This window comes from uncultured Oscillibacter sp. (genome assembly GCF_910587525.1).
In the GTDB taxonomy this organism is placed as follows: domain Bacteria; phylum Bacillota; class Clostridia; order Oscillospirales; family Oscillospiraceae; genus Oscillibacter.
Window position 1 is genome coordinate 1 of sequence record NZ_CAJULS010000060.1, and the last position, 13,641, is coordinate 13,641.

Genomic DNA, 13,641 nt, shown 5'->3' on the forward strand with positions numbered 1-13,641 from the left:
CCTTCAGGTTCAGGGCATGGGCGTGGCCCTGGGAGCCGTAGCCGATGATGCCGATCTTCCTGCCGTCCAGTTTGCTCAGGTCACAGTCCTTCTCATAATACATTTTTGCCATATTCGTATTCCTCCTTCAGTTTGCTGTCGTCATATATCGTGCTACGCCCTCGTTCGATGGCGATAGTACCCGTTTTGGCGATCTCCAGAATGCCGAAATCGGCCAGCATGGAGATCAGGGCGGCGTTTTTGTTCCGGGCGCCGAAGACCCAGACGGTCAGACACTCCCGGTCTACGTCGATGACCTGGGCCCGGAAGATGTTGACAATCTGAATGACCTCGTCCCGGGAGGCCCGGTCTGCGGCCCGGACCTTGATGAGGGCCGTCTCCCGCCGGATGCAGGTCTCCTCGTCAAGGATCTTCACGGCCTTGACGGGCAGGAGCTTGCGGCACTGGGCGGCGATCTGCTCGATCATCGGCCCGTCCGCCGCCAGCTCGATGGAGATGCGGGTGATGCCGGCTCTGTCCGTTGCCCCGGAGACGATGGACTCGATGTTATAGCCCTTCCGGGAGAACAGGCGGGACACCTGGCTCAGCACGCCGGGGGTGTCCTCCACCAGGATGCACAGGGTATAGAGCTTTCGCGTTGTCTGGTTTTTCATAGGCTGCCTCCCTCATCCAGCAGGAAATCTGTAATGGGCGATCCAGCGGCCACCATGGGGCGCACCATCTCGTCCATGTCCAGCGCGCAGTCGATCACCGCGCCGGTGCCGCAGGAGAGGGCCCGGTCCAGCGCCGACTCCATCTCCGCCCGGGTGGACGCCCGGAAACCCCGCAGGCCATAGGCCTCCGCCAGCTTCACAAAGTCGGGGCCCCGGTCCAGCGTGGTCTCGGAGAACCGCTTGCCGTAGATCAGATTCTGCCACTGGCGCACCATGCCCAGCGTACCGTTGTTGAATACCACGGTGACAATGGGAAGGCCGTAGTGCTCCACGGTGCACAGCTCGTGGCAGTTCATGCGGAAGCACCCGTCCCCGGTGATATGGAGTACCCGCTTGTCCGGATTGCCTATCTGTGCGCCGATAGCGGCCCCCAGGCCGAAGCCCATGGTGCCGAAGCCGCCGGAGGTCAGGAGCTGGCCGGGGTAGCCGAAGTGGAGGTACTTGATGGACCACATCTGGTGCTGGCCCACGTCCGTTGCCACGATGGCGTCCCCGGGGGAGCGGAGACGGATGGCCTCCAGCACCTGCTGGGGGGTGAGACAGGGGCTGTCCTCCGCCGTGGAGGGGGCCCGCAGGGGCAGAATGCGCTGCTTCCAGGCGCTGTGATCGTACTGGGGCAGGTTCTCGTTCAGCATCTCCAGCACCTTGCGGGCGGAGCCGATGATGTGGTGGTCCGTCTTGACGTTTTTGTCGATCTCCGCCCGGTCGATGTCAATCTGAACAATCTTTGCCTGTCTGGCAAAGGCGGCGGGGTTCAGGGCCACCCGGTCGGAGAAGCGGCAGCCCACGGCGATCAACAGGTCGCACTCGCCGCAGGCCACATTGGAGGCCTTGGACCCGTGCATGCCGATCATGCCGGTAGTGAGGGGATGGCTCCCCGGGAAGCCGCCGCCGCCCATGACGGTGATGGCCACAGGCGCGTCCAGCTTCTCGGCGAACGTCCGGAAGGCCCTGTCCGCCCTGCCCCGGACCACGCCGCCGCCGCAGATCAGCAGGGGGCGCTCCGACTGGGAGATCATCTCCAGGAGCGTTTCCGCGTCCCGGGGATCCGGACCCGGGTTTTTCAGGGGGTGGGCGCTGTTCAGCTCTTGCACGCCGCCCGATTCCCGGTTTTTTCGCCAGGGGATGAACGCATAGTCAATCTCCTGCTTGGGGTCGGTGACATTTTTCAAAAAGTCGATGAGTACCGGGCCGGGCCGGCCGTTGGCGGCCACGGCGAAGGCCTGGCGCATCACGTCAGGGATGGACGCGGGGTCCCGCACCAGAAATGCGGCTTTGGTGATGGGCATGGCGATGCCGGTGGAGTCCACCTCCTGAAAGGCGTCCTTGCCCAGAAGGTTCTCTCCCACGTTGCAGGTGATGAACACCACGGGGGAGGAGTCCAGATAGGCGGTGGCGATGCCGGTGGTGAGGTTGGTGGCTCCGGGACCGGAGGTGGCGAAGCACACGCCTACCTTCCCCGTGGAGCGGGCGTAGCCGTCCGCCGCGTGGGCGGCGCCCTGCTCGTGGGCGGTGAGGATGTGGCGAATCCTGTCCCGGTAGCGGTACAGCTCGTCGTAGAGGTTCAGAATCGTGCCGCCGGGATAGCCAAAGACGGTGTCCACCTCCTGCTCCAGCAGGCACTCCATAATGGCTTCAGTCGCTTTGATCTTCAAAATGTCAGCCTCCTCAAGTAAGAACCTGTATTCACAGACATTGAACGGTGTTCGGGGCGGCAAGATCCCTCTCCCATCCGGCATCCTCCGCCTGTGAATACAGGTTCTGAAAATTGCAGAGGACCGGGTGATACAAAAAGTCCGTGGCCCTGGCCGGGTCACGGACTTTCAAAAGATTGACTGCGGTTCCGGCTTCTTACCAATTATCTTCGGCAGGAACCGGGGGCCGTATTCGCTGTGTGTGCATGACCAGGCGCACTATTCTGTTTTCCGGTGGTAATTACCAGAGTCAGAATAATGTAAATAACCAGAATGCTGTTGAGAGCGAGCATGCCAGCCATGGGAGACCTCCTCGGTGCCTGTCTTGTTTTGCTATTATACCTGCCGCCTGGTGAAAGCGCAACAAGAAAATTTGCAGACCCGTTGATTCTGGATGATTTCACGAATATATCCGGATCAAAAATTCTATTTATAGTAAAATACGACAATGAAGATGGGGCGGCGCCGGGGGTGTGAGCTGATAAAATTTTCAGACAACGCCGGGCGCGGTATGACCGGCCGACCAGAAAATCCCCTGTCAATATTGAAAACTTGCGGCGAATTCCAGCAGCTCCTCCACAGAAAAGCACCCGGCGTCCAGACTCAGGATATAACCCCGTTCATTCTCCGGGCAGGCAAGAAGAACATAGCGGTATGAGCTGACCCCTGTGAGGAATCCAAATCGAATCCCTTTTTCGCCAGCCGTCCCGCATCGGCGGCGGCCATAGAGGCCGTGCTCCGCCTCCAGCCAAAACGCCGGTGCCCTCACAGTATTCCAGCAGTTCCCCCATCAGGGAGGGTGAAGGAGACACCCTCCAAAAATTTGGGCTTGACAAACCGGGCGAAGTCCTGTAATTTATTAAAAAAGCAAAACGCACAGATACGATGACAGGGAAAAAGTCCTCCTGGAGCGCTTCAGAGAGCCGCCGGTCGTTGCGAGGCGGTGCGGAAGGGAAGGACGTCACTGGCCCTTGAGTATTCCCGCTGAGCCATTGGGGTTAGGCGGGAACGGGTTTCCCCACCGTTACCAAAGGGGCGGGATTCGCGCGGCGGCGCCGTACCGATCCCGGGAGCGGGCAGTTTCTGCCAATGAGAGTGGTACCGCGGAAGTTTTGGCTTTCGTCTCTTCAAGTGAGAAGGGATGAGGGCTTTTTTTGTTGTCTGTGCCGGCTTTGAACAATCGTCAGGAGGAATGATTTATGAGGCGCATTAAAATTTTTGACACCACCCTGCGGGACGGCGAACAGTCCCCGGGATGCAGTATGAACCTCCCCGAGAAGGTGGAGATGGCCCGCCAGCTGGAGAAGCTGGGGGTGGATATCATCGAGGCGGGCTTCGCCATCGCCTCCCCTATGGACTTCAAGAGCGTGCAGAAGATCGCAAAGGCCGTGAAGAACTGCACGGTGGCAAGTCTTGCCCGGTGCGTCAGAGGTGACATCGACGCCGCCTGGGACGCGGTGAAGGAGGCCGCGCATCCCCGCATCCACGTCTTTCTGGCTACCAGCGATATCCACATGGAGTATAAGCTCCAGATGACCCGGGAGCAGGTCCTGGCCCGCATCAGCGAGATGGTGGCCTACGCCAGGGCGAAGTGTGAAGACATCGAGTTCTCCGCCGAGGACGCCTCCCGGTCCGATTGGGCGTTTTTGGCACAGTGCTACTCCAATGCCGTGGCCGCCGGGGCCACGACCCTGAACGTCCCCGACACCGTAGGCTACTCCACCCCCCAGGAGATGGGGGATCTGATCCGCTATCTGCGGGAGAATGTCAAGGGCGTTGAAAACGTGGACATCTCCGTCCACTGCCACAACGACCTCGGTATGGCCGTGGCCAACACCCTCTCCTGCATCCAGGCCGGGGCCAGCCAGGTGGAGTGCACCGTCAATGGCATCGGCGAGCGGGCGGGCAACGCCAGCATGGAGGAGATCGTCATGGCCCTCCACACCCGCCGGGACTTCTACGGCGCGGAGAGCGGCGTCAACACAAAGCAGATCTACCGCTCCAGCAAGCTCCTCAGCAACATCACCGGCGTGCCCATCCCCCCCAGCAAGGCCATTGTGGGGGCCAACGCCTTCGCCCACGAGTCCGGCATTCACCAGCACGGCGTCATCGCCAACGCCCAGACTTACGAGATCATGAACTCCACCGACGTAGGCATTCCCCAGAATACCATGGTTCTGGGCAAGCACTCCGGCAAGCACGCCCTGCGGGAGAAGCTGGAGTCCATGGGCTACGAGCTCACAGACGAGGAGCTGGAGAGCGTGTTCACCCGGTTCAAGGTCATGGCGGATAAAAAGAAGAACATCACCGGCTCCGACCTGGAGGCCCTGGTGCTCCACCGCCGCAACAACATCAATCCCACCTGCCGCCTGGTGGGCCACTCCATCAACACCAGCACCAGCGACGTTCTGCCCACCACCTCCTATGTCAAGGTGGAGCGGGACGGGGAGATGATGGAGGAGGTGGCCATCGGCTCCGGCCCCGTGGACGCCGCCTTCAAGGCCATCAACCGGATGCTGGGCATGGACATCAAGCTGGAGAGCTTCAGCCTCAACGCCGTCACCGACGGCGAGGACGCCATCGGAGAGGCTGTGGTGAAGGTCACCGACGGCAGCGAGTCCTATACCGGCACGGGCCTGTCCACCGACATCCTGGAGTCCTCTATCCGGGCCTATGTCAACAGCATCAACAAGATCATCGAGGCCGGTACGGCCCCGGACTAATGCAAGGAGTACGAGACGATGGGAATGACTATGACACAAAAGATCCTGGCCCGCCACGCGGGTTTGGACAGCGTCCGCCCCGGGCAGCTGATCCAGGCCCGGCTGGACCTGGTTCTGGGCAACGACATCACCACCCCTGTGGCCATCAACGAGTTTGAGGCGGCGGGCTTTGACCGGGTGTTCGACAAAGGCAGAATCGCCCTGGTGATGGATCACTTTGCCCCCAACAAGGATATCAAGGCCGCCACCCAGTGCAGGCAGTGCCGGGCCTTTGCCCGCCGGTTTGAGATCGACCACTACTACGACGTGGGCTCCATGGGCATTGAGCACGCCCTTCTGCCGGAGCAGGGCCTGGTGGCCCCCGGCGAGGCCGTCATCGGCGCCGACTCCCACACCTGCACCTACGGCGCCTTGGGCGCCTTCTCCACCGGCGTGGGGTCCACGGACATGGGCGCCGCCATGGCGGCAGGGGAGACCTGGTTCAAGGTACCCTCCGCCATCCGGGTGAACCTGACGGGCAGCCTGCGGCCCTATGTCTCCGGCAAGGACGTGATTCTGACCCTCATCGGCATGATCGGCGTGGACGGCGCCCGGTACCAGTCTTTGGAGTTCACGGGTCCCGGCGTCGGGGAACTCACCATCTACGACCGGCTGACCATCTCCAACATGGCCATTGAGGCCGGGGCGAAAAACGGCATCTTCCCTGTGGACGACATCACCAGGGCCTATGTGAAGGACCGTGTCAGCCGCCCCTGGGAGGCCGTGGAGGCCGACCCGGACGCGGAGTATGAGCGCACTGTGGAGATTGATCTTTCCGCGGTGGACTGCACCGTGGCCTGGCCCCATCTGCCGGAGAACGCCCGCAGCGCCCGGGAGGGCGGGGACATCGCCATTGACCAGATCGTCATTGGCTCCTGCACCAACGGCCAGCTGCCGGACATGGCCGCGGCGGCGGAGATTCTGAAGGGCCGCCGTCTGGCCCCCGGCGTCCGGGGCATCATCATTCCCGCCACCCAGAACGTCTACCGGGAGTGCATGCACCGGGGCTATGCCGACATCTTCCTGGACGCGGGGTGCATCGTCTCCACCCCCACCTGCGGACCCTGCCTCGGCGGCTACATGGGGATTCTGGCGGCGGGAGAGCGGTGCGTCTCCACCACCAACCGCAATTTTGTGGGCCGCATGGGCCACGTGGACAGCGAGGTCTACCTGGCCTCTCCCGCCGTGGCGGCGGCCTCCGGCATCGCCGGACATATTGCTCACCCTGAGGAGGTGCTGAAATGAACGCGCACGGAACTGCCCATAAATACGGCGACCACGTGGATACCGACGTCATCATTCCCGCCCGGTATCTCAATACCCAGAGCCACGCGGAGCTGGCCGCCCACTGCATGGAGGACATCGACAAGGACTTTCCCAAAAAGAACAAGTCCGGCGACATCATGGTGGCGGGGCTGAACTTCGGCTGCGGCTCCTCCCGGGAGCACGCCCCCATCGCCATCAAGGCCGCCGGCGTCTCCTGCGTCATCGCCAAAAACTTCGCCCGCATCTTCTACCGCAACGCCATCAACATCGGCATGCCGATCCTGGAGTGCCCCGCCGCCAGCGAGGGTATTGCCGACGGGGACGAGGTCTCCGTGGACTTCGATACCGGCGTCATCACAAACGTGACGAAAAATGAGACTTATCAGGCGGAGCCCTTCCCGGACTTTATCAAGGAGATTATTGCGTCGGGCGGGCTGATGGCCTCGCTGAAAGCAAAGGAGGCGCGGGCATGAACAAGACCATTGCCGTGATCCGGGGCGACGGCATCGGCCCGGAGATTGTAGGCGAGACCCTGGGCGTGCTGGACGCCGTGGCCCAAAAATCCGGCCACACCTTCACATACAGGGAAGCCCCCATGGGGGGCTGCGCCATCGATGAGTTCGGCGTGCCCCTGCCGGATTCCAGCCTCGAGACTTGTCTGGCCTCCGACAGCGTGCTGCTGGGGGCCGTGGGCGGACCCAAGTGGGACGCTCAGCCCTCCGCCAACCGCCCGGAGCGGGGGCTTTTGAAGCTGCGGGAGGCCATGGGCCTCTATACCAATGTCCGGCCCGCCCGGATGTTCTCCGATCTCTCCGCCGCCTGTCCCCTGCGGGAGGATATCGCCGCCCGGGGCATCGACTTCGTGGTGGTGCGGGAGCTGATCGGCGGCGTCTACTTCGGACAGCACACCACCGAGACAGTGGGCGGCGAGCAAAAGGCCGTGGACATCATGAGCTACACGGAGCACGAGATTCGGCGGGTGGCCCATGTGGCCTTCCAGATGGCCCGGAAGCGGCGCGGGCGGGTCACCTCCATTGACAAGGCCAACGTGCTGGACACTTCCCGCCTGTGGCGCAGGACTGTGACGGCGGTGGGGGAGGAGTATCCGGACGTGGAGCTTCTCCACATGTACGTGGACAACGCTGCCATGCAGATTGTCCGGGACCCCAGCCAGTTTGACGTGATCGTGACGGAGAACCTCTTCGGCGACATTCTCTCCGACGAGGCCAGCCAGATCACCGGCTCCATCGGCATGATTCCCTCCTCCAGCATGGGAGAGGGCGCCCGGGGGATGTACGAACCCATCCACGGCTCCGCCCCGGACATCGCCGGCCAGGACAAAGCCAACCCCATCGGCACCGTGCTGGCGGCGGCCATGATGCTGCGCTACAGCTTCGACATGGCCGCTGAGGCCGACGCCGTGGAAGCGGCGGTGGACGCCGTGCTGAAAGAGGGATGGCGCTGCGGCGACATCATGCAGGGCGGCGGAAAGCTGGTGGGCTGCCGGGAGATGGGCCGCCTGATCCGGGAGCACATCTGATTTGCTGTGAAAAAATTCCCCTGACAGCTGTCAGGGGAATTTTTATGGATTGCAGACGCGATTCGGAAATAATAAAGTTTGGGACCGCCCTTTGAATAGGGCAGTGGGTCCAGGGCAAAGCCCTGGTGGGAGTGCGGGGGCAAAGCCCGGTTACGCCTCCGGAGGCTCCGGGGCGGGGGGCTCCTGCACGGCCTCGCCGCCGGAGATGTTGATGACGGTCTGGCCGTCTCTGCCGTCTCCCGCGGCGATCTTGCCGCCCAGCAGGCCCGACAGCAGAGACTTGATGTCGATGCCCATGCCCTCGGTGAAACCCTCGGTGATCTGGGTGGTGCCGTTGACGATGTCCTGGAGGAGCTTGGCGCTGTTGCCCTCGCCGTACATGGTGATTTTCTCCACCTTGGACAAGGGCTCCGCCACATTCCGGGCGATGTCCGGCAGGGCCTGCATGACCATCTCCACCATGGCGGCCTGGCCGTACTTCTTCATGGCCTCGGCCTTGCGGTCGATTCCCTCCGCCTCCGCCAGGGCCTTGGCCTGGATGGCCTCGGCCTCCGCCTTGCCCACGGCGGCGATACCGGCGGCCTCCTGCTCCTTGGCGTACTTGGCGGCCTCGGCGGCCTTCTTGGCGGCTTCGGCGGCCTGCTCCTCCTCGTAGCGCTTAGCCTCGGCGTCCTTCTGGCGCTTGAAGAGGTCAGCCTGGGCCTCCTGCTCCATGCGGTAGCGCTCGGCGTCTGCCTGGGCGCGGATCTCCGCGTCCAGCTTCTGCTTGGCGATTTCCACCTCCTGCTTTTTCAGCTCCGCGTCCCGCTCAGCCTTGGCGATCTGGGCATTGACCGTGGCGGTCTCGATGCTCTTTTGCTGCTCCTGCTGCTGGATAGTGTAGGCGGCGTCCGCCTCGGCCTTCTTGGTGTCGGAGATGATTTTCAGCTCCGCTTTTTTGATCTCCAGCTCGTTGTTCATCCGGGCAATCTCCGTGTCGGAGAGGACCCGGGCCTCGTTGGCGGCCTTGTCGGCCTCCGCCTGGGCGATGGCCACGTCCCGGTCCGCCTGGGCCTTGGCGATGGCGGCGTTCTTCTTGATAAGGGAGGTGTTGTCCGCGCCCAGGTCCCGGATCAGGCCGTTTTCGTCGGTGACATTCTGGATATTGCAGGACAAAATCTCAATGCCCAGCTTATCCATGTCCTTGGAGGCCTTCTGCATCACCTGGTCGGAGAAGGAGTCCCGGTCGGTGTTGATCTCCTTGAGAGACAGAGTGCCGATGATCTCCCGCATGTTGCCCTGGAGGGAGTCCTGGAGGTCCCGGGTGATGTCCACGGCCTTCTTGTTCAGAAAGTTCTTGGCCGCCAGCTTGATGCCCTCCGGCGTGGGGGAGATGCGGACCTTGGCCACGGCGTCCACGTTGACGTTGATGAAGTCGTTGGTGGGGACGGACTGCTCCGTCTTGATGTCCACGGTCATCTGGCCTAAGTACAGCTTATCCAGCCGCTCGAAAAAGGGAATCTTGATTCCGGCCCGGCCGATAAGGACCTTGCCGTCCTTTTTCAGGCCGGAGATGATGTACGCCTGGTCCGGCGGGGCCTTGACGTAACCCATCAGCAGCAGGATCAAAATAATGACCACTACGATCACAATGGGCAGAAAGGAAAGAATGGCGTCAAGCATTTCAGGGACCTCCTCACGATTTTGAATTTTGGGTTTCCGTACATTCTATGGGAGAGGGCGGAATGTTTGCCGCCGGCTTTGGACCTTCGGCAAAAACCGACATACTTCCCCTTTTTATGATATCACATCTCCGGCTCCGGCACAAGGGTCAAATTTTCCCGGCGCCGCCCCCCGGGGCGGGAGGAAGAGGCGGGGGTGCTGCGTCCTGGAAGGCGCCGCGGAGGCGGAACAGGGAGATCATCAGCCAGAGGCCCAAAATACAGTAGCATGCCGCCAGAATCAATACGGCGGCATTGGTGTCATCGTTGGACGGCGCCGCGGGCAGATAGGGCGCGAGGCTGAACAGCGTCACCAGGACGGTCTGCACGGTGCGGCAGAGGAGGATTCTCCGGCTCAGCGCCTCGCCCTCCGGGTGATGGGCCTCCGCCAGGGCCGCCAGATCGGTGAGGAACTGGAAGAGAAAGTAGAGCTGGGCCGCGGCGATCACCAGATCCAGCGGCAGGAAGAGGCCGTCCACATCCCTCCCGGCCCAGGAGGCCAGCCAGTCCGCCCCGGTCCACAGCGCCATCAGGGCGCCAAGGGGCCGCAGGAGGGCCAGGTCCCGCCGCTCCTCTTTCAGCTTCTCGATGGCGGAGAGAAACAGCAGCCACCCCGCGAACCGGGGCAGGATGCTGACATTGCCCAGGTTGAAGTCCACGCAGAGAAGCAGGTATCCCCAGGCCGCGTGGGACAGGCCCTCATACATGGTCTGCCGGTCGGTCATTGGAAGCCTCCTTCCACGGGGAGCAGCGTCAGCTCCCCGGCTTTTTCTCCGTTCAGGTAGAAGTCTGCGGCGTAGCAGTCCGGGGGCAGGTACTCCCAGGGCCCGCTGCCGCCGCTGCCCCCGCCTCCGCCTCCGCCCAGGGGGATCTCGTCGCCGTGGAACGCCCAGTCGAGGTCGTTCGTGAAGCCCCAGCTGCTGCCTGTGGAGCTGGAGCCGCTGGAATTTCCCGTGCCCCTTTGCAGCTCCGGACGCTCCCCGCCAAAGGTCATGGGGGCGCAGGAGACGCCCACGCTCTGGATCTCCTGCCGTTTTTCCGGGTCCCCGGTGTAGACGGCGGTGAGGTCCGTGCTGTAATAGCCGCTGGTGAACAGCCCGCCGGGCAGGGGCGCGGGGCTGAGAACACGGTGCGGTGTCACGTAGCTTTCCTCCACATAATTGGTGGTCTGGTACCGCATCCGCAGGGTGAAGTCACCGCATTGGGCCTCGTAAACCCAGACGGGCAGGCCCAGGTTTCCGGTGACCCGCTGGTCTCCCTGGAGCACCTGGAAATCCCCCAGGGGCAGGATGACCCAGCGGTCCCCCTGCTTCTCCGCCCGGAGGGGCTGGGCGGCAAGATACCGGCTGTGGACGGTGCCGTCCCACTCGCCCAGCAGCGGAGACCACGCCACACCCACCGCCAGAAGCCCCTCGTAAGCGCCGTTTTCCACAGGACGGAGGTTGTAGATCTGGTAGCCGTACTGGGGGTCGGCCTCCGCCTCCAGTCCGCTGGTCCACAGCAGGCTGGAAGCCATAAAACGATGATCGAGATTGTCGCCGTCCGCTGCCGGCCGCAGCTCCGCCGCCAGAATATCCTGTTCTGAGAGGGGTGCGCACATGGCCCGGAATATGCCGCACTGGCTCAGCACCGCCTTGGCGTAGGTGTCGAAGGCCCCGGCGCAGGTGGTGCAGGGGGTGGTGCGGGCGGAGGCCATGGCGGCATAGGGCCGCAGGCGCTGGGGGAGGAATCCGCCGCCTGTGTAGACGCTCTGGGCCCGGGTGCCCATGAGGCACGGCCCCGCCAGCACCAGCGCCACGCACACGCTGGCCAGCGCCATGCCGGAGGGGTATCTCTTAAACCGTGCGATAGCCTCGATGCGGCGGCGGATGTTCCTTCCGCCGTTGGCCATGGAGGAGGTGCCGGGCGCGCGGGCGTATTTCTCATTGGCCATGGAGAGGAGGATGCGCCCGTAGTCCCGCCGGGCCTCCCCCTCCAGATGCTCCAGTACCCGCTGGTCGCACAGGGACTCCAGGTCGTTGCCCGCCAGGTCCGCGCAGCGCCACAGCAGGGGGTTGCACCAGTGGACGCACCGGAGCAGACAGATCAAAAGCCCCCAGGCGGCGTCCCGGTGCCTGAGGTGCAGCAGCTCATGGAGGATCACCTTCCCGTCCGTCTCCTCCCCCGCCGGCAGGGCCAGCACGGGCCGGAACACGCCGCAGACGAAGGCGGAGGACAGCCCCTTCACCTCCACTGCCGGACAGACCGGCAGGCCGTACCGCTCTGCCGTCTCCCGGATCAGGGCGGCCTGGGCCGCCCCGGCGGGGGTTCCCCGGCGCAGGGCCAGCCGCAGGCGGAGATAGACGGCGGCATACCGGGCCAGCAGCAGGGCCACGCCTGTAAGATAGACGGCGTACAGCCTCTCCGCCGCAGTTTCGGGTATTCCGTCAAACCGGGGCAGCGGCACAGGGGCAGACACGTGGGCCAATGCGCCGTACTCCCCGGTGAGAAAAGAACGCAAAAACTCCACCGCCAGGGGCCAGTTCACCAGAACATACCGCCCGCCGGAAACCGGAAGTGCCAGCACCAGGGCCAGCACGCCCCATACGGCGAACTGCCACCGGGGAGACAGCTTGTCCCGCAGCATCCATTTTACCGTCAGCAGCACCGCCGCCGCGCCGGAGGCGGTGAGGGTCTGCAGGAGAAATGACCAAATATCAGACATAAAGGACCTCCTTTCAATGATAGCGGCCTGCTGGCTATACGTCCATTTCATCCAAGAGCCGCCGCAGCTCCTCCCGCTCCTGAGGCGAGATGGAGCTCTCCTGCAAAAACGCCGCCACCAGATCCCCGGCGGCTCCCCGGTAGACCCGGCGGAGGAAGGACTGCCGTTCCCGGGACTGGCAGTCCTCCCGGCTCAGGGCGGCCCGGTAGACGTGGGGCGAATCCTCCTTGCAGATGGACACCAGCCCCTTGGCCTCCATGCGGGTGAGATAGGTCAAAACGGTGTTCCGGCTCCAGCCGGTCTCCGGCCGCAGGGCCTCTGTCAGCTCGCCCAAGGCGCTGCCGCCGGAGCTCCACAGGGCGGTGAGGACCGTCCACTCCCGGTCAGATAAATTCGACATGGCGTTGCCTCCTACAAGTGTAGTTCTGCTGATATACTACACTTGTAGGAGGGGGATGTCAAGAGAGAACACAGCGGCCAAGCCGGTGCCATGAGACGGGCGTAATGGAGCTCCGCCATCTGCCGCCGGGGCAGGCGCTGTTCTTCCTGTAGTTTCCGGATGCGTTTGAATTGCATAAAATCCCTTCTTTTTCAATGGCCCGCAACCCTCTGCGGGCCATTTCCACCGCCCCGAGACCCGGTGTTCCCAGAGGAATGAGTCCGGCCAGAGGCAGGCCCCACAGGGAAGGTCCCTGTCTCATTTATATTGAATGCCTGACCGGGCCCAATTGGCATCCTCTCTCAAAATATGCAAAATCCGCCAGTGCCCGGACGGATTCTTGTACAATCTCACAATTGAATAAATATGCAAATAGGGCGTATAATGCACCTATCATCCAACAATACAAGGGAGGACCCCATTATGAAGAATAAGAACGACATCAAAAAAATTGTGCTGGCCTATTCCGGCGGCCTGGATACATCCATCATCATCCCCTGGCTGAAGGAGAACTACAACAATCCCGAGATCATCGCCGTGGCCGCCGACGTGGGCCAGGGGGACGAGCTGGACGGCCTGGAGGAGAAGGCCATCAAGACCGGCGCTTCCAAGCTGTACATCGCGGACCTCACCGATGAGATGGTGGACGACGTCATCATCCCCTCTTTGAAAATGGGCGCCAGCTATGAGCAGTACCTGCTGGGCACCGCCTTCGCCCGGCCCATCATCGGCAAGAAGCTGGTGGAGATCGCCAAGCAGGAGGGGGCCGACGCCATCGCCCACGGCTGCACCGGCAAGGGCAACGACCAGGTCCGCTTCGAGC

11 protein-coding genes, 1 pseudogene and 1 other annotated feature are annotated in these 13,641 nt (G+C 63.0%); of the genes and pseudogenes, 5 read left to right on the top strand and 7 right to left on the bottom strand.

Annotated elements, in window-relative coordinates; all coding sequences use genetic code 11:
* From QZ326_RS06985 to ilvB, 3 genes and pseudogenes are all read right to left on the bottom strand, one after another.
* Nucleotides 1–112 (bottom strand): annotated as a pseudogene (locus tag QZ326_RS06985) (ketol-acid reductoisomerase); the annotation flags it as partial.
* On the bottom strand, nt 93–653 hold the full coding sequence (gene ilvN, locus QZ326_RS06990; RefSeq protein WP_295743101.1) for an acetolactate synthase small subunit: 561 nt from the start codon (nt 651–653) through the stop codon (nt 93–95). The pseudogene QZ326_RS06985 and the gene ilvN, both read right to left, overlap by 20 nt.
* Entirely contained in the window at nt 650–2,368 is a 1,719-nt protein-coding gene (gene ilvB, locus QZ326_RS06995; protein WP_295743104.1) for a biosynthetic-type acetolactate synthase large subunit, read from the bottom strand. The genes ilvN and ilvB overlap by 4 nt, the downstream gene beginning before the upstream one ends.
* 915 nt (nt 2,369–3,283) lie before the next feature.
* Nucleotides 3,284–3,537, top strand: a binding site (T-box leader).
* A 69-nt stretch (nt 3,538–3,606) separates the two neighbouring features.
* Between ilvB and QZ326_RS07000 the strand changes: the two genes are divergently transcribed.
* Genes QZ326_RS07000 through leuB form a run of 4 tightly spaced genes read left to right on the top strand, consistent with a single transcriptional unit; the run spans nt 3,607 to nt 7,975 of the window.
* A complete protein-coding gene (locus QZ326_RS07000) occupies nt 3,607–5,130 on the top strand; it encodes a 2-isopropylmalate synthase (RefSeq protein ID WP_295743107.1) in 1,524 nt (507 codons plus the stop codon).
* An 18-nt stretch (nt 5,131–5,148) separates the two neighbouring features.
* Nucleotides 5,149–6,414 carry a 3-isopropylmalate dehydratase large subunit gene (gene leuC / locus QZ326_RS07005; protein WP_295743111.1) on the top strand — a complete coding sequence of 422 codons (1,266 nt, stop codon included), beginning with the start codon at nt 5,149–5,151 and terminating at the stop codon, nt 6,412–6,414.
* Nucleotides 6,411–6,908, top strand: coding sequence for a 3-isopropylmalate dehydratase small subunit (gene leuD / locus QZ326_RS07010; RefSeq protein ID WP_295743114.1), 498 nt, complete (start codon nt 6,411–6,413; stop codon nt 6,906–6,908). Before leuC ends, leuD begins: the two co-directional genes overlap by 4 nt.
* Nucleotides 6,905–7,975 carry a 3-isopropylmalate dehydrogenase gene (gene leuB / locus QZ326_RS07015; RefSeq protein ID WP_295743117.1) on the top strand — a complete coding sequence of 357 codons (1,071 nt, stop codon included), beginning with the start codon at nt 6,905–6,907 and terminating at the stop codon, nt 7,973–7,975. Before leuD ends, leuB begins: the two co-directional genes overlap by 4 nt.
* Nucleotides 7,976–8,125: 150 nt before the next feature.
* Here leuB and QZ326_RS07020 read toward each other — a convergent pair whose 3' ends face one another.
* The 4 genes from QZ326_RS07020 to QZ326_RS07035 all read right to left on the bottom strand — a co-directional run bounded on the left by QZ326_RS07020 (nt 8,126) and on the right by QZ326_RS07035 (nt 12,779).
* Nucleotides 8,126–9,637 (bottom strand): flotillin family protein, encoded by a 1,512-nt coding sequence (locus QZ326_RS07020; RefSeq protein WP_295743120.1) that lies wholly within the window; start codon nt 9,635–9,637, stop codon nt 8,126–8,128.
* 148 nt (nt 9,638–9,785) lie between these two features.
* The gene (locus tag QZ326_RS07025; protein WP_295743123.1) at nt 9,786–10,400 is read right to left on the bottom strand and encodes a hypothetical protein; all 615 of its coding nucleotides are present in this window, start codon (nt 10,398–10,400) and stop codon (nt 9,786–9,788) included.
* On the bottom strand, nt 10,397–12,379 hold the full coding sequence (locus QZ326_RS07030; protein ID WP_295743125.1) for a M56 family metallopeptidase: 1,983 nt from the start codon (nt 12,377–12,379) through the stop codon (nt 10,397–10,399). The genes QZ326_RS07025 and QZ326_RS07030 overlap by 4 nt, the downstream gene beginning before the upstream one ends.
* A gap of 34 nt (nt 12,380–12,413) precedes the next feature.
* Nucleotides 12,414–12,779 carry a BlaI/MecI/CopY family transcriptional regulator gene (locus QZ326_RS07035; RefSeq protein ID WP_295743128.1) on the bottom strand — a complete coding sequence of 122 codons (366 nt, stop codon included), beginning with the start codon at nt 12,777–12,779 and terminating at the stop codon, nt 12,414–12,416.
* 462 nt (nt 12,780–13,241) lie between these two features.
* On the opposite strand from QZ326_RS07035, the gene QZ326_RS07040 reads away from it, so the two are divergent.
* Nucleotides 13,242–13,641, top strand: a 400-nt coding sequence (locus QZ326_RS07040) for an argininosuccinate synthase domain-containing protein (RefSeq protein WP_295743131.1), incomplete at its 3' end; no start/stop codon positions are given.

What these genes read in the sequence shown, in the direction of transcription:
- leuB (WP_295743117.1), top strand. Translation starts at nt 6,905, where the DNA reads ATGAACAAGACCATTGCCGTGATCCGGGGCGACGGCATCGGCCCGGAG.
- leuD (WP_295743114.1), top strand. Translation starts at nt 6,411, where the DNA reads ATGAACGCGCACGGAACTGCCCATAAATACGGCGACCACGTGGATACC.
- ilvN (WP_295743101.1), bottom strand. Translation starts at nt 653, where the DNA reads ATGAAAAACCAGACAACGCGAAAGCTCTATACCCTGTGCATCCTGGTG.
- QZ326_RS07020 (WP_295743120.1), bottom strand. Translation starts at nt 9,637, where the DNA reads ATGCTTGACGCCATTCTTTCCTTTCTGCCCATTGTGATCGTAGTGGTC.
- QZ326_RS07030 (WP_295743125.1), bottom strand. Translation starts at nt 12,379, where the DNA reads ATGTCTGATATTTGGTCATTTCTCCTGCAGACCCTCACCGCCTCCGGC.
- QZ326_RS07025 (WP_295743123.1), bottom strand. Translation starts at nt 10,400, where the DNA reads ATGACCGACCGGCAGACCATGTATGAGGGCCTGTCCCACGCGGCCTGG.
- QZ326_RS07000 (WP_295743107.1), top strand. Translation starts at nt 3,607, where the DNA reads ATGAGGCGCATTAAAATTTTTGACACCACCCTGCGGGACGGCGAACAG.
- QZ326_RS07035 (WP_295743128.1), bottom strand. Translation starts at nt 12,779, where the DNA reads ATGTCGAATTTATCTGACCGGGAGTGGACGGTCCTCACCGCCCTGTGG.
- leuC (WP_295743111.1), top strand. Translation starts at nt 5,149, where the DNA reads ATGGGAATGACTATGACACAAAAGATCCTGGCCCGCCACGCGGGTTTG.